This is a genomic window from Candidatus Bealeia paramacronuclearis (genome assembly GCF_035607555.1).
Lineage (GTDB): Bacteria > Pseudomonadota > Alphaproteobacteria > UBA9655 > UBA9655 > Bealeia > Bealeia paramacronuclearis.
Genome location: NZ_JAVHWZ010000002.1, coordinates 535855 through 555292 on the forward strand (window position 1 = coordinate 535855; position 19438 = coordinate 555292).

Below are 19438 nucleotides of genomic sequence, written 5' to 3' on the forward strand. Positions count from 1 at the left end.
TTTCAGCTTGGACCAATGAGTTGCGAAACTTTTAAAAAACCGGCGCCCTCGCGTGCGGCACTGCTTTTTGTTTTAGGAACGCAGTGGGTTTGCCCGGCCCCCGGATAATTAATACAAACGCAGCCTTGATCTCCCTCACATTGTGGATTTACAGCATCAAGCATACTGATAAATAATATGGCCGATGCTGAAAGCACACATAATCCTAAAAAACGCATATCGAGTCTCCAAATTAACGGTTTCATAATTTAAAATTTACTCTAATGTAAAAGAGTTTAAATTTTCCTAAACAAAGCCCTAAAAAAGAGTAAACATAAAAAAAATGATAAATCAGGATGAAGACTTCGACTGGGACCCCAATTATCGCTTAGGCGTGGGCATGATGTTGGTAAATCAAAAGAACCAAGTTTTTTTGGGTCAACGTCGGGACAATAAAGATGATGCATGGCAAATGCCACAAGGCGGGATTACTCTTCATGAGGATCCTGACCATGCGATGCTACGCGAACTTGTGGAAGAAATCGGAACGCGCAACGTTGAGATTATCGTAAAATCCAAATCCTGGTATAAATATAATCTTCCTGATGAGTTAGCAAATCGCCTCTGGCGCGGTCGATACAAAGGACAACAGCAACTCTGGTATGCGCTGAGATTCCGCGGGAAAGATCACGAAATCAATATTAATACCTATCATCCCGAATTTTCAAAATGGCAATGGTTCGAAAAATACCAGGTCCTGGATCTTATCGTGCCTTTTAAACGCTCTCTTTACAGACAAGTGTTTGAGGATCTTTGGCCTTTTGTCGAAAAGCATCCAAAGGATTAGGTCGTAGAAGGGTGTCGATTTCTTAAAATTTCACCCTTCACATTGACGTACCACCACTTCCATCAAATATCGTGTTTCCTCATCCAAAATCCCGTCAAAATTATTTGGCCGAAAATGCCTTTGAAAGGCGATGATGGACTCATTTGGAAAATCAGGGTTATATCCAATTTTTTGAAGGATCTCCTTTTCATTTTCTCCACTGAGATCTCCCAAATCAATTTCTGGCCAAATCCCGAGCCCTTCTTTTGCAAAGTCTTTCCAGGGAAAGAGGTGTCCCGGATCTTGCTTGCGCTGCGGCGAAATATCCGAGTGCCCCCAAAGGCAATCTTGCCCCAGTTTGTGACGCAATTGAATGTCTTTACAAAGATTAAGCACAGCCTCAATTTGAGGTTTTGAAAACTCTCGATATCCATGAGAATGTCCTGGATTTTGAATTTCAATACCGATGCTGTGGCTGTTGAGACTTTTGCGCCCCCGCCAATAACTTGCGCCATCTGGTCCGGCATGCCACGCACGTTTTTCCTCATCCACCAGTTGGTAAATCTCACCAGTTTCATCAACAAGATAATGGGAACTGACCTGGGCCTCTAGATTTGTGAGAATGGAAAGCGAAGCCGCAATTGAAGGGGTGTCTGTATAATGAACAATAATCCATTCAATTTTGGAGCCCGCAATACGCTCATTAAAATTAGGGGAATAAACGGATTTGAGATCCATACACTCTTGTCTCACAGTTAGATTAAAACTTTATTTTCCTAAAATTCAAAGTGGGCGAATTATAGCACACAAACGATTACTTTATATTTAAAAATTTTATAAATAAAAAATATTTTATTTTCTTATTTTTACTCATTTTTAACGATTTTCATTCAATATCTCACATAAATGGATGAGAGGTTTTCAATACACTTTCATTATTTATTTTCGCAACAACAAGAGAGGTTGCCATGTTGAAACATTCACTTTCCGCAACGGTCATATCTTGCTTCATCTCCTTTGCCACAAATGCCGAAGGCGAAGATCTTTATGATTTTCCGTCTTCGGTCTATCATCCACCTTTAAAAAGTCTCATTTTACCTGCAAAAGATGGAATTCCCACTCAACTTAAGACAGGCTACGATCCACTGATCAAGAAGAAAAAAGTGAATTTTAACTCCCTTGAAGATATCACCGAAGAAAGTGTAATCGCTTTCAAAATCGATTTGGTTGAAAAAGTGCTCAAGCGGACAACTTTTGAGGTTGAGCTTTTGGGAGAAAATAATCTGCAACACCTACCTCCCCTTTGGGTGTTTGGAAGCGAATTTCAAAAAGGCGAAGATTACACTCTCACCGCTAAAAAAATAGCCCGCTTGGCCATGTCCGCCACAAATGAGTATTTGCACAACGTGAGTGAGACTGAGAAAAAACAGCTGATCTCGAACCTTTATGTACGCGCGGGTAATTTCATGAAGCTGGCCGCAGAGTCCGCTTCTTCTCCAAAAGTCAAACAAGATCAATATCTGAGCGCTGCACAATATTACTATTGGGCCACAAAACGCGTAGACAATCCTTACCTAAAAGCCGACATTCGCAAATCCATTAAGGAATGCTCTTTGGAGTCTTGCAAATACGGAAAGATGAGTTCAAATCTTTAAGAATATGACTTTTGTAAAAAAGACCTCAAAATAGAGGTCTTTTTTTCTGAAAATTCCCAAATTTAAACACAGGAAACATATCAGGAAGCCTTGCGCTTTGGAGCTTGTTATGTTTTATTTTAATTAATTAACATCAGGGATGCACTATAATGCAAGAAAATAAAACTTCTCTTTTCCTCTCCTTTGTGGTGTTTTTTTTAGCATCGACAACTTCAGTATTTGGCCAGGCTCCAAGCAAGCCATCGTTGGATGTTTTTGGTCCCCGCGATAACATTTCAGGCATGTTTAACCCAGAAAAAGACACACTCACTTGCCCCATGCTCTTGAGCAATACAATCGTTTATCCTTCTGGACAGACACAACTTATCTGCCAAAATACCTACAATCTTTGTATGATTATCAAAGCACTGGAAAACAAAATTAAGAGTGCGAACACCCCCACCTTCAGACTTCCCAAAGGGATGACAATTGAAAGACTGAAAAAAGACTTAGCCTTTGGAAAAGAGTTTACTGATTTTTATTTAAGGGGATGCCAACTCGTCATTGGCGCTAGTCAAACCGGCTTTAATGGAACACTCCCTCCACCGCCCACTATTAGTAATTTCACCCCTTAAGGTATCTCGTCCATTTTTGCAAGATACGGGTCAATCTCTAAGGACAAGGATTGGGCCACAATTTCACCTAAATCGAGAAAATCTTCCTCGAGAATTTCAGGCGCATCTAGACTAGAGAGATCGTTCTCTTCGCTCATATATTTGGATTTAGCTTGCGTTACAAACCGCAATTCAAAGGGTGCCCTAATAAATGTGGAAAGCGGCTCGAGGGTCCGTACGCATTCTTGTTCAATTTTGGCTTCAAGCTCCCCTTCAACAATAATGAGCCCTGAGCTTTCTCTGGAAACGCTCACTTTGGCTTTTAAATTTTCAAGTTTAAGCAACCCCAAACGTTGCGCCAGCTTCTCACATTCTTGAGGGGTAGCTTCTAGGGATTTCTGAACTTTTGATGCACGGAATTCCTCAAGGGAAAGAATTCTTGAAAACTCAACTATCGTCATGATTTACCTCAATTCAGGCCATTCAATTGGAGTTTTTGTACGCGTAGAAAAAACTTGCGTCAACCTCTTCACACTATCCTGCATATAAGCTCCCAAAAGTATGTATGTGAGGGGATCAGCTTTTTGCGCCCCAAAAAGATTACGCTCCAGGGCTGAGGCAAACAATGTTGGATTTTGAAGGCACCCTTCATAAGCTGCAAGAACTCCATAAAAATTACTGGCAAGTTTTTTAACTTGTCGCCCCACGCTTAAATCCCCCACCCCAATTTCGCGAAGGTTACGATCCACATCAGCAAAAAAGAGGTCAAATAAGTCTTGGGAAAAACGATTAGTCTCCCCGCTCTTGAATTTCAAAACTATCAGGGCCAAAGCCATATGAAGAGAAATACAATCAAATCGCCCCTCAAGTGTATCCGGCACCCCCAGGCGTTCATAAAAAACAGGATTCCTCGCTTGAGACACAATCTCAGAATAGTAAAAATATACGTTTTCAAGATTAGGCGAATCAGAAGATGAGTTCCCATTGATCAAACGATTGACAGTCTGCAGAAGGCCCGGCATCTTACCTCTCATAATGTTGACATGTAAGGATTTCATTTATGCTTCATACTAAACGATCATCATCACTTCTCGCCAGCTTATTTTTAAGCTTTTCTCTTTTGGGATGTGCCCAAGTCGATGTCCACGGCCACCATATCGACCCTGAGACTTTAGACACAATTGAAATGGGAAAAACCACAAAAGAAGAAGTTGTTGAGATTTTAGGCACCCCCGCCTCCGTTGCCACATTCCAAGACAATACTTGGTATTATATCTCGGAAAAAACACGGCGTACGGTGTCTTTCATGAAACCAGATGTGTTGGAAAGTCGCACTGTTATTCTTTCTTTTGATGACAAAGGGCGCGTCAAAGACATTCAAGAAAAAGGAGCCCAAGATAAAAAAGTTGTGGCCCATGTCGGACGCTCTACTCCAACCGCCGGAAGATCTTTTGGATTTTTCGAACAACTTTTGGGCAACGTCGGTCGCCTCGGAAAACCTGATCAGGATGAGCTTGAAAAGTAAAGCTATTTAAGAACCTTTGCATAGGATGACTCGACTCTATGAATTTTAGATAAAGCCCCCTTGCGTGATCTGACCGACTCCGGTAGACCTAAGAGATCAGTGTGACAGTAGAAATGAGGATCCCATGCGCTTTTCATCCGAACAACTCCAAGACATTGAAGAGCAACGCGGGATCACAGCGCCAACCAGACGTGCGACTGTTCCCTCCTTGGAGGAAATTCTCTACGAAGCCCTGCCCGTTTTGGATCATGGATTTATCCGCGTGATCGATTATATGGGAGATGATTCCGCTATCGTTCAAGCTGCCCGTGTGTCTTATGGTAAAGGCACCAAGAAAAAGACGGAAGATCGCGGCCTCATTCGTTATTTAATGCGTCATCTTCACACCTCTCCTTTTGAGATGTGCGAAATCAAACTCCATGTGAAACTTCCCATTTTTATTGCTCGTCAATGGATTCGCCACAGAACCGCCAATGTGAATGAATATTCGGCACGCTATTCCATTTTAGACAAAGAATTCTATATCCCCAGGCACGAACATCTAGCGACTCAATCCACGGTCAACAATCAAGGCCGCGGGAAGATTCTAGATTTTGATCAAGCCGAACGCGTCATGGAAATCTTAAGGCAAGATTCTGAGCGCGCTTATGACAATTATGCATATCTCTTGAATGAAGATGAGGAAGGGCAACCCGTCAATCAAGATCAGGACGGCTTGGCCCGTGAGCTCGCGCGCATGAATTTGCCCGTGAATTTTTACACCCAATGGTATTGGAAAGTAGATCTTCACAATTTCATGCATTTTCTGAATCTGCGCGCTGATGCCCATGCCCAATATGAAATTCGCGCCTATGCCGATATTCTTTTGGATGTGTTGAAACGTTGGGTTCCCCACACTTATGAAGCCTTTATGGATTATAGAAAACACAGCGCACGCCTTTCTCAAGGAGGACTTGAAGCTGTCAAGCGGATGGTCAAAGGCGAAAAAGTGGCAATGGAAGACACAGGTCTCAGTAAACGTGAATGGGATGAACTTATGGGTTTACTTGACGTCAAAGTTGGGTAAAGCTGTAGTCACTAAAAAATATAACCCTTCAAAAAAAGAGGGGGGATTAAAAACAGGGAGTACACTAATGGAGTCAACGACAATCACGCTTGACCCGTGGGATGCGGCTATAATTTTAAAAAAAGATGGCACTTACGAGACCTCGTTTCCCCATGTCACGGAATCGCAACTGCCCGAAAATGTAATCATCGGGGCAGCCCTCGCTTTTGCCCTTCAAAATAAACAACTGTGCGAGGCCATTCGTGAAAATTTCGAAAAGCAGTGTTTGAGCAAATTTGTGAAAAAGCGCGCTTAACGGCTAAAATTAAAAAACTTTGCCAATTGAACCAACCCCACCCGTAAATCTGAAAGATTTGCAAGTGTGAGTCCTGGGGCACCTACAGCCCGAGGATCACCGTCAAAAAAGACAACATGTGTCACAAGAACCAGTGGGCGCACACCAACATCTTTCAGAACTTGCGTGGCCTCTTTCCATTTTTTTGCCACTTTGACATCTTGTGGAAAATCCCGATTATCCTCAAATGCGACCGCGCCTTGAGTTGTCCCCTCCCCCAACCCAGCCAAAAGACTGCGCCTTAAGCTTAATCCCAATCTCAATTGCGGGATATAGCGATATCCCAACTCATAGTAGTGAAAGCCGGCTTTATAAAGTTCTTCAGAAATAAGCCCCCGTGCGTAGAAAATCCCTAAAAGTGATTCACTTAAATTGGCATCTTGATTGGAAACGGCCTGGCGCTTTTGGCGCAATTCGGGCGTTCCAAGATCACACAAAATTCTATAAGGATGACGTCCCCGACTGCGTTTTTTAAAAACCATATTTATTTCTCCCATTTTATATTTAGAAGAAACTAGACAATGACTTTCAAAAAATCCAGCTTTTGAATTGCCCATAGATAAAAAATCCAACAAAACAAATAGGTTTAGGCACCCTGCACTTTGAAGGGGGCTGTCATGAGAAGATTAGATCTTTCAATGAAGGCATAAGATGGGTAAAACTTCAGCACCTCTTCATTTTCAAAAATATTAACTTAATTTTTAGAAAATTACGGTAAATTTAATTATTAGATGTGACAGTAAGGATGATTAAAATGAAAGAAAAAAACAGCGAAAAAATTCCAGAAGTCCGCCCCCCTGCGGAAAAGCTTTCCATTCGGGTGATTGCGATGCCGGGTGACACCAATCCCAATGGCGATATGTTTGGAGGATGGCTCCTCTCTCTCATGGATATGGCGGCAGGAAACGTAGCTGTTGAACGTGCGCATGGTCGCGTTGTGACGGTGGCCATTGACGCTATTGCCTTTCTAAGGCCCGTTCTTGTGGGCGATGAGGTCAGCTGTTATGCTGAAATTCTTGAGGTCGGCACATCCTCGATGAAAATTGATGTTCAAGCTTGGGCCCGCAGACGGGAATCTGGCGACCCTCATAAAGTTACCGAAGGTGTTTTTACGTTTGTAGCTATCGGCCCTGACAGACGCCCTCGCCCCATTCCCAAGATGTAATATTATTGGAGAAAGACTTTGGTGATAATCCCCATGTAATCGCTGGGTGCTGCGTGCAATTTCACATCTTCAATACGATAGTGAGACGTTAAAAAAAGTCCATCCACAAATAATTGCAAATCTCCTGCCCTATGGAGCATTTTATCAATGCTTGTCGTAGCTTGTGCGGGAATATTGTCCTTATAAAAAGATGCAATTTTATCAAAAACAACACGATCTCTGGAGGCATTAAAATCCCCACATAAAATAAAATCGGGGAATTGTGAAAGCAATTGAATCAGCTGCATTAAGGATCTCGTGCTGAAAATCACTTGCTTGTCCATTACACACTGGGACTAAACATCTAATAAGTCTGTAGATTTGATTTCTTTTTGTGACCTGTGTAATAAGCACTTTCAACGTGAACAACGGAAGGGGAAAATGTGGCCAGCCCAAATGGCGTCTTTTCTTCTCGATCGTTGAGAATTTTCATCGCCACGGAAGAGCTTTTCATATTCAGTTCATTTTCAATTTGAGAAATATCTTTGAAAAGAACTTCTTGAAGCCTGACAACATCAAGCTTTTGAGATTTGAGAAAAGGCATCACAATTTCTAAATGATTATCCTACTTCGGTTTTGAAATAAGGTGGAGGCGCGGCAGACCGTTATTCTCCTGATTGTTTTTGTAATAATCATTCACCATTTGAATTTCAGGATCTGTAAGGGCTTTTTCGTCTAATCTGAGTGGTCGGACTTCCAATGTTTCAATTTCATGACTGATCCTTTGAACATGTTCGATCTGCTCTTTAGGAATAGTCACCACTTGCTCAGGAAGAACGGGAGTATCTGGAATCACGATATTGCTATCGATCGCCTGAATTGTCTCTTTGGTTTTGGAGGCCTCTTTAAAGCGCCGTCCGCGATTCTTCTCAGTCCCTGATCCGCCCGATTGTTTTTTGATTTCTTTAGCTCCCCTTTTACGAAAGAGTTTTCCTCTTTGAATTTTGACGTCATCAGAGTTCGATACTCTGGCCTGAAGACTTTCGGGCGAAAAACTCAGAAGCAAACACGAAAACGCAGCAGAAATGAGCATCATTAAATAGATCCCTGATTTTTTTATCTCTGATCCGATCATATCGCCGAGAGCAAAATTATTCAACTCAGTTGATCGTCTGACGTCTATCAACCTCCCTCTTGCATCTTGTGAGCAGCAGGTGTAGTTAATAGAAAGTTAACTTTTTCATAAGAATTTATTAAGGACGCACATTATGTTTGGACGGCTCAAAGGTTTTTTTTCATCGGACATGGCCATTGATTTGGGGACAGCCAATACGCTTGTGTTTGTCAAAGGCCAGGGAATTGTCTTAAACGAGCCTTCTGTTGTTGCGGTCTCGACCTCCAAAGACAAAAAACAAGTCTTAGCTGTGGGTGAAGAGGCCAAATTGATGGTCGGAAGAACTCCTGGAAATATCCAAGCCATTCGACCCTTGCGCGAAGGTGTCATTGCGGATTTTGAAATCGCAGAAGAGATGATCAAATACTTTATGCAAAAAATCCACAAACGCCGTAGTTTTGTGAGTCCTCGCGTCATTATTTGTGTACCTTCAGGCTCGACGGCTGTTGAGCGCCGCGCCATTCAAGAATCAGCCGAAAGTGCTGGTGCTCGCAGCGTTTACCTTATCGAAGAACCCATGGCAGCCGCCATTGGGGCCGGCCTACCTGTGACAGAGCCCACAGGCTCGATGGTTGTGGATATTGGGGGAGGAACCACAGAAGTGGCAGTTCTTTCCTTAGGTGGCATTGTCTATTCACGCTCAGTTCGTGTCGGTGGAGATAACATGGACGAAGCAATCATTGCTTATATTCGACGAACCCAAAACCTTCTTATTGGAGAAGCAAGTGCTGAGCGCATTAAAAAAGAAATTGGCTCTGCTATGCCGCCTTCAGACGGAAATGGATTAGAGCTCAACATCAAAGGCCGCGACTTGGTGAAAGGCGTTCCTAAAGAAATTACGGTTTCTGAACGTCAAATTGCGGAAAGCCTCAATGAGCCTGTGACTGCAATTGTCGATGCGGTGAAGGTGGCGCTTGAAAACACGGCACCAGAATTGGCTGCCGACATTGTGGATCGTGGCATTGTTCTGACCGGCGGTGGAGCACTTCTTCGGAACCTTGATATTGTGATTCGCAATGCGACAGGTCTTCCCGTAACCGTTGCTGAAGATGCTTTATCGTGCGTGGCTTTGGGCACAGGACGTGCTTTGGATTTGATGAGCCATCACAAAAACGTTTTGATCTCTATGTAAAGATATGGGGGCAGTCCCGTGGGGCTATTTTCACGCCGACAAAAAATAGGCCCGCTTCCTCCAAAAGCCAATCCTTATCCGTCCCGTTTGAGGAAGCTCAAAAAACCCTCTGCCTTGGTGATTGCCGGTTTTTTTGTAGCGGTGTTTTATAGTCTTTCATGGATTAATCCACCCCTACATCAAAAAATTGAAAAATATCTGATTGAAGCTGCCTATAGTCTCAGCAGTACAGTGACCCACCCTTTTTATTTGGCCAAAGCATTTTATGAAGATTCTGGTCAGCTCCTTGAATTGTCTCATGTAAACCAAGCTCTTAAACATGAGAATGAGGAGTTGAAACTAGAACTTTTGAATCACGCCCAAACGCTTATTGAAAATCAAGACTTGAAGCGTCAAGTCCATTTTTTGACTGAAGATCATCACAATCTGATGACTGTTCCCATTCTTTCAACTCCTTATGATGGTCTCCATTACTCATGCATTATTGCAGGTGGCGAAACTTCTGGAATTCGGATCAACCAAGTGGTCTTGAGCCCCGAAGGCATTGTGGGACGTGTAAATCATACAACTCCTCATGCAGCTCGTGTACTTTTGATGACTGATCACACTTCAAAAACGCCGATTTTTCTGCCGCGACTGAATTTGAACGCCATTGCTGTAGGCGATGGATCTCCCTACCCCCGTGTGACTTATCTTGAGAATATTCAGGACGTTCAAGATGGCGATGAAGTTTTCACCTCAGGATTTGGAGGAATTTATCCGCGGGGGCTTTATGTGGGACGATTACAGAAAATTAACTCCGTAGAAGTAAGGCTCATGCCGGCAACGGATGTAAAAAAGATGACTCATTTGCAAGTGATTAAAAGTGAGGAGGATCTTACCTCTGAAGTCGAAATTTTGGAGGATGCTGAATGAACACATCCTTTCTCCAAGATGGAAAATTGTTGGTACCTCTGAAAGCTGTGCCGCTTCTTTTTCTTTTGATTTTGAACATTATGACTATCGATTTTTCACCGCCTTTTTTATCGTTGTTTCCGGCGTTGGGATTTGCATTTTTATTTCATTGGCTGATTTACCGTCCCAACATTTTGCCGCCTTTAGGCCTGATGGCAATTGCCATTTTGAATGAACTCACATTAAAAGATCATTTTTCAGTCATTCTTCCTGCTCTTTATCTTTTATCATTTACCTTCATTTTAAAGTATCGTCATCGCTTGTACGGGCAACGTTTTTATAAAATTTGGGTGACGTATTGTGCCTATTCCTTTGCATGCTTGATGCTTTATGGAATGGCAAAAGTTGTGTTTGCAGGAGAATTCTATCCACCCTCAAATCTTCTTGTCAGTTGGATCCTTGTGGTGCTTTTGTATCCACTTCTGACGCTCCTTTTGGCACCACTTCAAAGACTGATACCGTTTCAATAATGGACAAACTCTACTCCCAATTTTTAAGGCGACTATTGTTTTTGGGAGCGCTTCAGATTGTTCTCTTGCTTGTTTTGATTTCACGCATGGCCTATCTCCAAGTGGTTCAAGAAGAACATTACAAAGTGCTTTCTGAAGGGAATCGTACGGCCGTTGAACCAAGCCTTCCACCCCGAGGGCGTATTACAGATCGCAATGGAGTGGAATTGGCCACCAACAGAACTTCTTTCCGAGCCACTTTTCACAAAGATGGAAAGACAAAGCTGAAAGACATTTTGCCAGAACTCGAGCACGTCATTACTTTTTCAGAGGAAGAAAAAACGGAACTTCTTGAAAAAGATCAAAGGACACGAGGAATCCAGCCACTCCTTATCAAAGACTCTCTCTCGTGGGAAGAAGTTTCTGCCCTTGAGCTGCACAGCCAAAAACTTCCGCGTATTACCGTCGAACTTGCACTTCAGCGTTTTTATCCAGAAAAAGAGATCAGCGCTCATGTTTTGGGATATGTGGCAGCGCCCTCTCAACGGGAAGTTGGGGCTGATGAATCCTTGGCAATTCCGGGGCTCATGTATGGAAAAGTCGGCATTGAGAAAATGTGGGATGATCATCTGCGCGGGGAGATGGGATATAAATATCTAGAAGTGAATGCCCGTAGGCAAGTCGTGCGCGAACTTGAGCATTCCCCTGGAATCCCTGGTGAAAATATGAGTCTGGCTTTAGATCAACGATTGCAAAATTTTGCCCAAAAGCGCTTGCAAGAATTTGAAAGTGCCTCTTTGGTGGTTGTGAATATTGAAACGGGAGAGATTTTGGCACTGGTTTCAAATCCCAGTTATGATCCTAATCTTTTCCCCGATGGCATCAGTCATCTCAATTGGCGGAATTTGATGGACAACCCCTACGTCCCCCTCACCAACAAGGCCGTCTCAGGAACATATCCTCCAGGATCGCCCATGAAAACTCTTGTGATTTTAGCGGGCCTTGAAAGTGGCGTGATCACCAAAGACACTACGTTTTTTTGCCCCGGATATCATTATGTAGGCAATCACAAATTCCACTGCTGGAAAAAGGGTGGCCACGGCACAATTAATGCGGTGGGATCAATTCGTGAATCTTGCGACGTCTTTTTATATGAAACCGCAAAGCGTTTAGGCATTGATCGCATCAGCCAGATTTATAAGCAGTTTGGCTTTGGTGAAAAAGTCCTAGGAAATTTCCCCCATGAAAAACCAGGACTGATTCCCGACAAAGATTGGAAAAAGGAGAGCAAAGGCGAAAATTGGACCGTGAGCGACACGATTATGACAAGTATTGGCCAAGGTTTTGTTTTAACAACCCCCATTCAATTGGCCCAAATGATGGCACGATTGGCTTCACACGGAAAAGAGATAGATCTTTCCTTAGTCAAGGGAAATCCTCAAAATGGATTTCAGGAGATGGGACTTAACCCCAAAAACGTGGATATTATTTTAGAAGCTATGACAGAAGTCACGAACGATCCACGCGGCACGGCTTATGCCTACCGGATTTTGGAGGCCTCTTATGCAATGGGGGGAAAAACAGGAACCAGTCAAGTCCGCAGAATTACTGATCAACAGCGTTTGTCGGGACAAACCAAAACTCATCATTTGCCTTGGAAATATCGAGAGCATGGAACTTTCGTCGGATTTGCACCCTCGGATCATCCGAAATATGCCGTGGCTGTTGTGATCGAGCATTCCGCAGGAGCCGCACCTGCTGCTCAAGTAGCCCGTGATATTCTGCAATTTGCTCAGAAGGAAAAGATTTAGATGAAAATCACATTTGCTTCACTCGGTGCTATTTTGAGATTCCCACCTTGGGGAATGATTCTTCTCATTACGCTCATTTCAAGCATTGGTTTTTTGACCCTTTATTCAGCGGCAGGCGGAGATCTCTATCCTTGGGCGGCCAAGCAAATGATTCGTTATAGTGCGGGTTTTGTGATTATGGTTGGACTTGTTTATGTGCCTCCTCGATTTTGGCTCGATAATGCGTATTTATTTTATGGAATTTCATTTGTGCTTTTGTGTGTGGTTGAGGTCATTGGATTTATTGGCATGGGAGCACAAAGATGGATTGATCTTTATGTTTTCCAACTTCAACCTTCCGAATTGATGAAATTAGCATTGATTTTAACATTGGCCCGCTATTTTCATATGTCAGAGCCAGAAGATATTCTTAAAATCCGCAACTTGATTACACCCTTAACGATGGTAATGGCGCCTGTTTTGCTTGTGATGAAACAGCCCGACCTGGGAACCGCCATCATTCTTTTAATTTCAGCTGGCGTCATCTTTTTCTTAAGCGGGGTTAGAATTTGGAAGTTCTTAATCGTTTTGGCTTTGATCAGTGCAAGCGTGCCCATTCTTTGGAGTTTTCTGCATGATTACCAAAAAAATCGTGTTCTCATTTTTTTAGATCCTGAACGTGACATGCTTGGAAAAGGATATCATATTGCCCAATCAAAAATTGCATTGGGTTCAGGAGGACTCTGGGGCAAAGGATTTATGCAAGGTACCCAGTCCTACCTCAACTTTTTGCCTGAAAAACAAACAGATTCCATCTTCAGCATGATCAGTGAGGAATTTGGTTTTATGGGGGGATTGGGCCTTTTATCCCTTTATGGACTCGTCCTTTTATATGGCCTGAAAGTCACCCTTGAGCAAACGACAGCTTTTGGACGTCTTGTGGCCCAAGGCTTGACCATGGTGTTCTTCTTTTATCTCTTTATCAATATCGCCATGGTTATGGGACTTTTACCTGTTGTGGGTATACCTCTCCCTCTCATTTCTTATGGGGGAACGGCAATGCTCACACTTCTCATCAGCTTTGGCATTCTCTTTTCTCTCGATCGTCATGCCCAACAAAAACTTCCCAAACAAGCGATGGGTTATTTTTGAAAGAAATTCACGCTGGGTTTATCTCCCATTTGAAGGACTTTCTCTTTATTAAGACCGGAATAGGTCACAGATCCGCCATTGTGCCTTACGATAACAGTATAACCTTCATCCTTGTAATCGTCGTCAGGCGTTTTTTGTTTGGCAGAAAGCCGTGTTGACATATCATCTTTATCTGGAACTTTGCGAGAGGCTAGCGGTGAGTACGTTGCATCTAAGCCCCCACAAATAAAAGAAGAAATGAATAAAATGGATTTTATGTTTGTCATGATATCCTCCCTTTTAATCAAAATTTACGTGAGAAAAGTTAACAAAGTGTAAATTTAAAAGTTGTTATTTCCAGACATGGAAAAATGTGTAAGTCACGTCCAGACTGTGATAAATGTGTTTTATAATATCCCTTTTAACTGAATAGACTCATGACTTTCGCCGCACCTCTGACTTTTACCAAAATGGAAGCCTTAGGGAATGACTTTGTAATTTTGGACGAGCGTAAGGTTCAGCATAGCGATAGGAAGATTTCTCTCACTACAGCCTTCATCCAAAAAATAGCGAATCGCCATCGGGGAATTGGATGTGATCAGATTTTAATTTTGGAAGACTCTTTAAAAGCCGATGTCAAAATTTTCATCTTTAATGCGGATGGAAGTCGTGCCGAGATGTGTGGTAATGGCATGCGTGCTGTGGCGCTTTATTTGGATAATTATATAAATTGTCATCCTGAACTTGTTTCAAGATCTCAAAAAAAGATGCTGAAAGAAGTGCAGGGCAACACAACCCTTAAACTTGAAACCGATGTTGGAATCTTGAAGGCGCAAGTTATCTCACCATCTCAGATCAAGGTCTCCATGGGGGAAGTAAGGATGGTGAAATCTATTCAGCATGACGGTAAGGAAGGTCTCCATATCAACATGGGTAACCCACATACGGTCTTTTTTGGTGAAACTGTGGATGACATCGATCTTAAAGAGTGGGGGCCTCGCATTGAAAACGATCCCCAGTTTCCACAAAAAACTAATGTGGAATTTGCAGAAATCATAATGCCCTATCAAATCAAAACACGCATTTGGGAGCGCGGTGCAGGTGAAACATTGGCTTGTGGATCAGGAGCTTGCGCTGTTGTTCTTGCATATTGGCATCACTTTGGCGTAGAGTCTGACCGCACGGAAGTCGTAATGCGGGGAGGGGCCCTCATGATTTTCCAAGAGGGTTCTGAGATTTATCAAGAAGGCCCCGCGCGATTTGTTTTTGAAGGTATTTTAAACCCTGAGTTTTTTCATGACGAATGAGATTATCACCTTTGGCTGCCGCTTGAATTCTTATGAATCTGAAGTAATGCGCGAGCAAGCTCTGAAAGTCGGCCTTGAGAATGCGGTCATTATTAATACGTGTGCAGTGACAACTGAAGCCGAGCGTCAAGCACGTCAAACCATTCGTAAAATCCGCCGTGAAAATCCATCGGTCAAAATTATTGTAACTGGATGTGCCGCCCAAATTTCCCCTGAGAAATTTGCGGAAATGCCAGAGGTTGACCGCGTTTTGGGGAATCATGAAAAAATGCATTCGCACTTTTTTATGCCCGAGCTTGAAGAGCGCGTTCTTGTGAATGACATTATGTCGATTAAAGAAACGGCTGAGCATTTGATTTCTGGTTTTGACGGAAAAGCCCGTGCTTTTATCCAAGTTCAAAACGGATGCGATCATCGCTGTACGTTCTGCACCATTCCCTATGGTCGGGGAAATAGCCGTAGTGTGCCCTTAGGCGCGATTGTGGGTCAGGTCCAAAAACTGGTTGAAGAAGACTATCAAGAAGTCGTTTTGACGGGTGTGGATATCACCTCTTATGGACCCGATCTTCCAGGAAAGCCCACTTTAGGGCAGATGATGAAGCGCCTTTTGATGCAAGTTCCAGAGTTGCCCCGTTTGAGATTGTCCTCTTTGGATCCTGTAGAAATTGACGAAGATCTTTACCGTTTAATTTCAGAAGAACCCCGCCTGATGCCCCACCTCCACATCAGTCTTCAAGCCGGTCACAATATGATTTTAAAGCGCATGAAGCGCCGCCATCTGCGGGAAGATGCCATTGCTTTTGTAGAAAAAGTCCGCGCGCTTCGTCCCGATGTGACTTTTGGGGCGGATCTTATTGCAGGATTTCCGACAGAAACAGAAGAGATGTTTCAAGACACGCTCAGAATTGTGGATGATTGTGATTTGGCCTATCTTCACGTCTTCCCCTACTCGCCTCGTCCCGGAACGCCTGCGGCTAAAATGCCCCAAGTTCAAAAGGCAGATATTAAAGAACGCGCTCGCCGTTTGCGGGAAAAAGGTGAAGCCTCTCTCGCACGTAATCTGGAGAGGTTTTCTGGGAAAACTCTTACCGTTTTGATGGAGTCCGAAACTCAAGGGCATAGCGAACATTTTGCGCCTGTGGAAATTTTGACGCCTCAAAAAATTGGATCTTTGGTTCACGCTGTTGTTCAGGAAGCCACGCCTACAAAACTGATTGCCGAGGTTGTTGCATGACAGAAAAAATGTCTTGGTTTGGCCGTCTGAAAGCCGGCCTTCAAAAATCAACTGAGAAAATCACCTCAAATATCACGGCGATTCTAACTCACCGTAAATTGGATCAAGACGTTCTTAATGAATTAGAAGAGCTTCTCATCACCTCAGATTTAGGCGTTCAAACGGCATCAGAACTTGTGAAATCTTTGGCCAAAAAGAAGTTCAATCAAAACATTACTGATGAGGAAGTACGCACCCACTTTGCCGATGAAATTGAAAAAATTTTAGAGCCTTACGCCCAATCTTTAGAGATTAATCGCACGCAAAAGCCCTTCGTGGTTTTGGTCGTAGGTGTCAATGGGACGGGGAAAACCACAACTTTGGGCAAGATGGCTAAGCGCTGGAAAGATCAGGGTTATCAATTGTCGATTGTGGCGGGTGATACATTCCGTGCCGCCGCCGTGGAACAACTTGAAGCTTGGGGAAAACGTGCCGGTGTTCCTGTGATAAAAGGTGCTTCCAAGTCCGATGCTGCAGGTCTTGTGTATGGCGCCCTTGAGGCCTCTCAAAAAAACGGGGATGATATCCTCCTTATTGACACTGCAGGGCGCCTTCACAATAAATCTGCACTTATGGATGAACTCAAAAAAGTACATCGTGTTATCCAAAAGATTGATCCCTCAGCGCCCCACGCCACCCTTTTAGTTTTGGACGCAACCACGGGACAAAATGCCCTGACCCAAGTTGAGATTTTCAAAGAAGCTGTTGATGTCTCTGGCCTCATTATCACGAAGCTGGATGGAACCGCCAAAGGGGGCGTCGTTGTACCCATCGCACATCAATACAAACTCCCCATTCATGCCGTGGGCGTTGGAGAGGGTGTTGAAGATCTCAATCCCTTTTCTGCCGATATTTTTGCAAAAAACCTCATGGGAATTTCATGAATAAAGCCCCCATAAAAAACTAACAGCTTTTTAAAACTTTCCCATTCAGAGCCGCCCTCGGCAATTATAGCATTTCTAGAATTTAGATACTGTTAGCTAATTTTTTAAGGGTATGTTAAAGTCCATGAAGAAAGGGAGAAATTTCATGGACAAACGCCTTTATCCAGTCTCAGAATTATTTTTCAACAAAGAAATCAAGCCGTTAATCGATAAATGTTATTCAGCAGCGGGCCGCCCTCCAAAAGTCACATATTATCAAGTGCTTAATGCCATTCTCTACGTGCTACGGACGGGGATTCCGTGGCGCGATCTGCCCAGCTGTTATGGCTATTGGCACACCGTATATCTGCGTTTTAACAAGGGCAGCAAACGGGGCGTCTGGTGGCACATTCTCACACATTTGCAGCAGCATAAAAAATTGAAAATGAACATTGTTTTGATTGACTCGACCTCTTTTAAAGTTCACCGTCACGGCGGGGGACAAAAAGGGAGCACTGCAGTCGGGGAAGAAGCCGCGCAGGGATCGCCACCAAACTCCACTGGGTTATGACGGCCGAAGGGCACTTTGTCGAAGGTCAATTAACCGGCGGAAACGTTCACAATGTCACCCGTTGCGAGCGGACTTTTTGATGATATCATAAGCTTTTACGTGCTGGGAGATGCGGGTTACGATTCAGATCGTTATCGTCGAGAGCTTGTGTCGAACAATAATATCCCCGTGATTCCGGGGCGAAAAAATCGCAAAATTCCAATGGATTACGACTAAAAGATCTACAAACTTCGCAGCCGCATCGAGATTTTTTTTGAAAAATCAAAGAAAACAGAAGGCTCGGCATGAGATATGACAAACTGGACACCTCTTTCCTCGGCTTCATCGCTCTAGCCTCTCCCTCAACATCTTTCTTAAATCAATAATTAGCTAACAGTGTCTAAAAATTTGATTAAATTTATACTTTCTTTTTTGCTTATTTTCTATATGAGACAGCCCTGGTTAATCACCATAATTTTAGGAGGTTTTACACTTCATTTTAGAACTGGGGGTGAACTTGTTTTAGGATCTTTTTTATTGAGCACAAGGCAAAAACTGTTTTTTGACAACTTATTGAGATGCTAAAATAAAATCAGCACAATGATTCGATGGGGAGCCGTTTTCTCTTTTTCATTAGGTCGCCATATCTGAAATTAATATTTGGCTTTACGTTAACTGATTTTGGAGCTATTTTTAATAAAAAATTAATACATTCTTAGGGGATGGCATGTTACATAAATATAATCGACAATCTCGCATTTTAAACCACCTTCGTGCTGGACTCATCGGTGGAAGCTGCCTTGGCCTTGTCTCTTGCGCCATGCATCAAGACCAAAAAGATTATGTCGAGGATGTCAGAGGTTCCCATAAGTCTCCACTGGCAAGCCTAAATGCCAATAAGAAATTACATCCCGCCGTTGCCCAAGCCATTGGCCTGATGAAAGACAATCAATTCCAAGAAGCCTCTTCATTCCTCAACCAAGCTTTACAAAACGAACCCCAATCCATTTCTCTTCATCTTTTAAATGCACTTGTTTATGAAAAGCTGGCCGAAGTTGGGGATTCAAGTCGCATAGATCTTGCGGCTGTGGGCTACCAAAACGCACTCAATTTAGATCCAAACAATCTTTTTGCAATGGCGCAGCTTGGAAAAATTAAATTTAAAAACAAGCAATATGACCAAGCACAAGAATTGTTTGCCAATGCGCTTTTGGTAAAACCCAATGATGCCAGCCTGTTGCAAGAACTTGCGGCTTCTTCCTACTATGCTTATGACGCAAAGACGGCTTTAGCGGCAATTGATCAAGCCATCAAAATTGATCCAAAAAATCCTCTGGCACACCGCTCTGCCGCAATGATTCATGCCGCCTTAGGAGATATGGATATAGCTCGGCAGCATCAAAGTGAATATCAAAAATTGGCCAAAAATGACCCAGATAATGATAAGATTGCCTCTCGCCTTGAGGATTGGGAATTTCTTTATAAAAGCGGGAGAATTAAATTAGCCGCTTCTGGTGGACCTGGTAGTGGCGGATCTAGTAGTGGTGGACCTGGCAGTGGATCTAACCCACGCCCTTCTATAAACCAGAATCAAGATGATCAAAGCGATCAAACAACCTCACATATGGATCCTGATTATGGGGTTAATGCCTTGGCGTCCGCCCCTGTAAATCAAGGCGACGGAGGGTGAGGA

27 protein-coding genes are annotated in these 19438 nt (G+C 43.2%); 18 read left to right on the forward strand and 9 right to left on the reverse strand.

The window, feature by feature from the left end:
• Positions 1-2 precede the first annotated feature (2 nt).
• A complete protein-coding gene (locus tag Bealeia2_RS07595; protein ID WP_331256441.1) occupies positions 3-245 on the reverse strand; it encodes a hypothetical protein in 243 nt (80 codons plus the stop codon).
• 77 nt (positions 246-322) lie between these two features.
• Between Bealeia2_RS07595 and Bealeia2_RS07600 the strand changes: the two genes are divergently transcribed.
• A complete protein-coding gene (locus Bealeia2_RS07600; RefSeq protein WP_331256442.1) occupies positions 323-826 on the forward strand; it encodes an RNA pyrophosphohydrolase in 504 nt (167 codons plus the stop codon).
• A gap of 30 nt (positions 827-856) precedes the next feature.
• On the opposite strand, the gene Bealeia2_RS07605 is transcribed toward Bealeia2_RS07600, so the two are convergent.
• Positions 857-1543 (reverse strand): N-acetylmuramoyl-L-alanine amidase, encoded by a 687-nt coding sequence (locus Bealeia2_RS07605; protein ID WP_331256443.1) that lies wholly within the window; start codon positions 1541-1543, stop codon positions 857-859.
• Positions 1544-1773: 230 nt separating this feature from the next.
• On the opposite strand from Bealeia2_RS07605, the gene Bealeia2_RS07610 reads away from it, so the two are divergent.
• Both Bealeia2_RS07610 and Bealeia2_RS07615 read left to right on the forward strand, forming a co-directional pair.
• Positions 1774-2460 carry a hypothetical protein gene (locus Bealeia2_RS07610; RefSeq protein ID WP_331256444.1) on the forward strand — a complete coding sequence of 229 codons (687 nt, stop codon included), beginning with the start codon at positions 1774-1776 and terminating at the stop codon, positions 2458-2460.
• A gap of 188 nt (positions 2461-2648) precedes the next feature.
• Entirely contained in the window at positions 2649-3074 is a 426-nt protein-coding gene (locus Bealeia2_RS07615; protein ID WP_331256445.1) for a hypothetical protein, read from the forward strand.
• Here the strand turns inward: Bealeia2_RS07615 and Bealeia2_RS07620 are convergent.
• A complete protein-coding gene (locus tag Bealeia2_RS07620) occupies positions 3071-3514 on the reverse strand; it encodes a YceD family protein (RefSeq protein WP_331256446.1) in 444 nt (147 codons plus the stop codon). The genes Bealeia2_RS07615 and Bealeia2_RS07620 overlap by 4 nt on opposite strands.
• Positions 3515-3517: 3 nt before the next feature.
• Positions 3518-4075, reverse strand: a complete 558-nt coding sequence (locus Bealeia2_RS07625) for a ubiquinol-cytochrome C chaperone family protein (protein WP_331256447.1) — start codon at positions 4073-4075, stop codon at positions 3518-3520.
• A gap of 38 nt (positions 4076-4113) precedes the next feature.
• On the opposite strand from Bealeia2_RS07625, the gene Bealeia2_RS07630 reads away from it, so the two are divergent.
• From Bealeia2_RS07630 to Bealeia2_RS07640, 3 genes are all read left to right on the forward strand, one after another.
• Positions 4114-4578, forward strand: a complete 465-nt coding sequence (locus tag Bealeia2_RS07630; protein ID WP_331256448.1) for an outer membrane protein assembly factor BamE — start codon at positions 4114-4116, stop codon at positions 4576-4578.
• Positions 4579-4702: 124 nt separating this feature from the next.
• Positions 4703-5644, forward strand: coding sequence for an FAD-dependent thymidylate synthase (gene thyX, locus Bealeia2_RS07635; protein ID WP_331256449.1), 942 nt, complete (start codon positions 4703-4705; stop codon positions 5642-5644).
• Positions 5645-5711: 67 nt separating this feature from the next.
• Positions 5712-5939 (forward strand): hypothetical protein, encoded by a 228-nt coding sequence (locus tag Bealeia2_RS07640; RefSeq protein ID WP_331256450.1) that lies wholly within the window; start codon positions 5712-5714, stop codon positions 5937-5939.
• Here Bealeia2_RS07640 and Bealeia2_RS07645 read toward each other — a convergent pair.
• The gene (locus Bealeia2_RS07645; protein WP_331256451.1) at positions 5936-6535 is read right to left on the reverse strand and encodes a hypothetical protein; all 600 of its coding nucleotides are present in this window, start codon (positions 6533-6535) and stop codon (positions 5936-5938) included. The genes Bealeia2_RS07640 and Bealeia2_RS07645 overlap by 4 nt on opposite strands.
• Before the next feature lie 197 nt (positions 6536-6732).
• On the opposite strand from Bealeia2_RS07645, the gene Bealeia2_RS07650 reads away from it, so the two are divergent.
• The gene (locus tag Bealeia2_RS07650) at positions 6733-7143 is read left to right on the forward strand and encodes an acyl-CoA thioesterase (protein ID WP_331256452.1); all 411 of its coding nucleotides are present in this window, start codon (positions 6733-6735) and stop codon (positions 7141-7143) included.
• A 2-nt stretch (positions 7144-7145) separates the two neighbouring features.
• Here the strand turns inward: Bealeia2_RS07650 and Bealeia2_RS07655 are convergent, their stop codons facing one another.
• From Bealeia2_RS07655 to Bealeia2_RS07665, 3 genes are read right to left on the reverse strand one after another with little or no spacing between them, the layout of a single operon-like run.
• The gene (locus Bealeia2_RS07655) at positions 7146-7430 is read right to left on the reverse strand and encodes a hypothetical protein (RefSeq protein WP_331256453.1); all 285 of its coding nucleotides are present in this window, start codon (positions 7428-7430) and stop codon (positions 7146-7148) included.
• Positions 7431-7486: 56 nt separating this feature from the next.
• Positions 7487-7726: a hypothetical protein gene (locus Bealeia2_RS07660; protein WP_331256454.1), complete on the reverse strand. Its 240-nt coding sequence runs from the start codon at positions 7724-7726 to the stop codon at positions 7487-7489.
• A 21-nt stretch (positions 7727-7747) separates the two neighbouring features.
• Positions 7748-8218: a hypothetical protein gene (locus Bealeia2_RS07665; RefSeq protein ID WP_331256455.1), complete on the reverse strand. Its 471-nt coding sequence runs from the start codon at positions 8216-8218 to the stop codon at positions 7748-7750.
• A 172-nt stretch (positions 8219-8390) separates the two neighbouring features.
• Here Bealeia2_RS07665 and Bealeia2_RS07670 point away from each other — a divergent pair, with 172 nt between their 5' ends.
• The 5 genes from Bealeia2_RS07670 to rodA are packed head-to-tail and all read left to right on the forward strand — an operon-like array spanning position 8391 to position 13773.
• Positions 8391-9428: a rod shape-determining protein gene (locus tag Bealeia2_RS07670; RefSeq protein ID WP_331256456.1), complete on the forward strand. Its 1038-nt coding sequence runs from the start codon at positions 8391-8393 to the stop codon at positions 9426-9428.
• An 18-nt stretch (positions 9429-9446) separates the two neighbouring features.
• A complete protein-coding gene (locus Bealeia2_RS07675; RefSeq protein WP_331256457.1) occupies positions 9447-10343 on the forward strand; it encodes a rod shape-determining protein MreC in 897 nt (298 codons plus the stop codon).
• On the forward strand, positions 10340-10852 hold the full coding sequence (locus tag Bealeia2_RS07680) for a hypothetical protein (RefSeq protein ID WP_331256458.1): 513 nt from the start codon (positions 10340-10342) through the stop codon (positions 10850-10852). Before Bealeia2_RS07675 ends, Bealeia2_RS07680 begins: the two co-directional genes overlap by 4 nt.
• The gene (gene mrdA / locus Bealeia2_RS07685; RefSeq protein ID WP_331256459.1) at positions 10852-12642 is read left to right on the forward strand and encodes a penicillin-binding protein 2; all 1791 of its coding nucleotides are present in this window, start codon (positions 10852-10854) and stop codon (positions 12640-12642) included. Before Bealeia2_RS07680 ends, mrdA begins: the two co-directional genes overlap by 1 nt.
• Positions 12643-13773: a rod shape-determining protein RodA gene (rodA, locus tag Bealeia2_RS07690; RefSeq protein ID WP_331256460.1), complete on the forward strand. Its 1131-nt coding sequence runs from the start codon at positions 12643-12645 to the stop codon at positions 13771-13773.
• On the opposite strand, the gene Bealeia2_RS07695 is transcribed toward rodA, so the two are convergent.
• Complete coding sequence (locus tag Bealeia2_RS07695; RefSeq protein ID WP_331256461.1) at positions 13764-14039, reverse strand: hypothetical protein; 276 nt, start codon at positions 14037-14039, stop codon at positions 13764-13766. The genes rodA and Bealeia2_RS07695 overlap by 10 nt on opposite strands.
• 150 nt (positions 14040-14189) lie before the next feature.
• Here Bealeia2_RS07695 and dapF point away from each other — a divergent pair, with 150 nt between their 5' ends.
• The 6 genes from dapF (at position 14190) to Bealeia2_RS07725 (ending at position 19435) form a co-directional block, all read left to right on the forward strand.
• Positions 14190-15059: a diaminopimelate epimerase gene (gene dapF / locus Bealeia2_RS07700; protein ID WP_331256462.1), complete on the forward strand. Its 870-nt coding sequence runs from the start codon at positions 14190-14192 to the stop codon at positions 15057-15059.
• Positions 15049-16293, forward strand: coding sequence for a tRNA (N(6)-L-threonylcarbamoyladenosine(37)-C(2))-methylthiotransferase MtaB (gene mtaB / locus Bealeia2_RS07705; RefSeq protein WP_331256463.1), 1245 nt, complete (start codon positions 15049-15051; stop codon positions 16291-16293). The genes dapF and mtaB overlap by 11 nt, the downstream gene beginning before the upstream one ends.
• Positions 16290-17216, forward strand: coding sequence for a signal recognition particle-docking protein FtsY (gene ftsY, locus Bealeia2_RS07710; protein ID WP_331256464.1), 927 nt, complete (start codon positions 16290-16292; stop codon positions 17214-17216). Before mtaB ends, ftsY begins: the two co-directional genes overlap by 4 nt.
• Positions 17217-17361: 145 nt before the next feature.
• Positions 17362-17766, forward strand: coding sequence for a transposase (locus Bealeia2_RS07715; RefSeq protein ID WP_331256465.1), 405 nt, complete (start codon positions 17362-17364; stop codon positions 17764-17766).
• Positions 17767-17817: 51 nt separating this feature from the next.
• Positions 17818-17982: a hypothetical protein gene (locus tag Bealeia2_RS07720; protein ID WP_331256466.1), complete on the forward strand. Its 165-nt coding sequence runs from the start codon at positions 17818-17820 to the stop codon at positions 17980-17982.
• A gap of 490 nt (positions 17983-18472) precedes the next feature.
• Entirely contained in the window at positions 18473-19435 is a 963-nt protein-coding gene (locus Bealeia2_RS07725; protein ID WP_331256467.1) for a tetratricopeptide repeat protein, read from the forward strand.
• Positions 19436-19438: the final 3 nt, after the last annotated feature.

Bases quoted from the DNA above. Each gene is read 5' to 3' on its own strand.
- Bealeia2_RS07720 (WP_331256466.1), top strand. From the start codon at position 17,818: ATGTCACCCGTTGCGAGCGGACTTTTTGATGATATCATAAGCTTTTAC.
- Bealeia2_RS07630 (WP_331256448.1), top strand. From the start codon at position 4,114: ATGCTTCATACTAAACGATCATCATCACTTCTCGCCAGCTTATTTTTA.
- Bealeia2_RS07605 (WP_331256443.1), bottom strand. From the start codon at position 1,543: ATGGATCTCAAATCCGTTTATTCCCCTAATTTTAATGAGCGTATTGCG.
- Bealeia2_RS07620 (WP_331256446.1), bottom strand. From the start codon at position 3,514: ATGACGATAGTTGAGTTTTCAAGAATTCTTTCCCTTGAGGAATTCCGT.
- ftsY (WP_331256464.1), top strand. From the start codon at position 16,290: ATGACAGAAAAAATGTCTTGGTTTGGCCGTCTGAAAGCCGGCCTTCAA.
- thyX (WP_331256449.1), top strand. From the start codon at position 4,703: ATGCGCTTTTCATCCGAACAACTCCAAGACATTGAAGAGCAACGCGGG.
- mrdA (WP_331256459.1), top strand. From the start codon at position 10,852: ATGGACAAACTCTACTCCCAATTTTTAAGGCGACTATTGTTTTTGGGA.
- Bealeia2_RS07695 (WP_331256461.1), bottom strand. From the start codon at position 14,039: ATGACAAACATAAAATCCATTTTATTCATTTCTTCTTTTATTTGTGGG.
- Bealeia2_RS07655 (WP_331256453.1), bottom strand. From the start codon at position 7,430: ATGCAGCTGATTCAATTGCTTTCACAATTCCCCGATTTTATTTTATGT.
- Bealeia2_RS07595 (WP_331256441.1), bottom strand. From the start codon at position 245: ATGAAACCGTTAATTTGGAGACTCGATATGCGTTTTTTAGGATTATGT.
- Bealeia2_RS07670 (WP_331256456.1), top strand. From the start codon at position 8,391: ATGTTTGGACGGCTCAAAGGTTTTTTTTCATCGGACATGGCCATTGAT.
- rodA (WP_331256460.1), top strand. From the start codon at position 12,643: ATGAAAATCACATTTGCTTCACTCGGTGCTATTTTGAGATTCCCACCT.
- Bealeia2_RS07640 (WP_331256450.1), top strand. From the start codon at position 5,712: ATGGAGTCAACGACAATCACGCTTGACCCGTGGGATGCGGCTATAATT.
- Bealeia2_RS07715 (WP_331256465.1), top strand. From the start codon at position 17,362: ATGGACAAACGCCTTTATCCAGTCTCAGAATTATTTTTCAACAAAGAA.
- Bealeia2_RS07600 (WP_331256442.1), top strand. From the start codon at position 323: ATGATAAATCAGGATGAAGACTTCGACTGGGACCCCAATTATCGCTTA.
- Bealeia2_RS07660 (WP_331256454.1), bottom strand. From the start codon at position 7,726: ATGCCTTTTCTCAAATCTCAAAAGCTTGATGTTGTCAGGCTTCAAGAA.
- Bealeia2_RS07625 (WP_331256447.1), bottom strand. From the start codon at position 4,075: ATGCCGGGCCTTCTGCAGACTGTCAATCGTTTGATCAATGGGAACTCA.
- Bealeia2_RS07610 (WP_331256444.1), top strand. From the start codon at position 1,774: ATGTTGAAACATTCACTTTCCGCAACGGTCATATCTTGCTTCATCTCC.
- dapF (WP_331256462.1), top strand. From the start codon at position 14,190: ATGACTTTCGCCGCACCTCTGACTTTTACCAAAATGGAAGCCTTAGGG.
- mtaB (WP_331256463.1), top strand. From the start codon at position 15,049: ATGACGAATGAGATTATCACCTTTGGCTGCCGCTTGAATTCTTATGAA.
- Bealeia2_RS07725 (WP_331256467.1), top strand. From the start codon at position 18,473: ATGTTACATAAATATAATCGACAATCTCGCATTTTAAACCACCTTCGT.
- Bealeia2_RS07645 (WP_331256451.1), bottom strand. From the start codon at position 6,535: ATGGGCAATTCAAAAGCTGGATTTTTTGAAAGTCATTGTCTAGTTTCT.
- Bealeia2_RS07680 (WP_331256458.1), top strand. From the start codon at position 10,340: ATGAACACATCCTTTCTCCAAGATGGAAAATTGTTGGTACCTCTGAAA.
- Bealeia2_RS07650 (WP_331256452.1), top strand. From the start codon at position 6,733: ATGAAAGAAAAAAACAGCGAAAAAATTCCAGAAGTCCGCCCCCCTGCG.
- Bealeia2_RS07665 (WP_331256455.1), bottom strand. From the start codon at position 8,218: ATGATGCTCATTTCTGCTGCGTTTTCGTGTTTGCTTCTGAGTTTTTCG.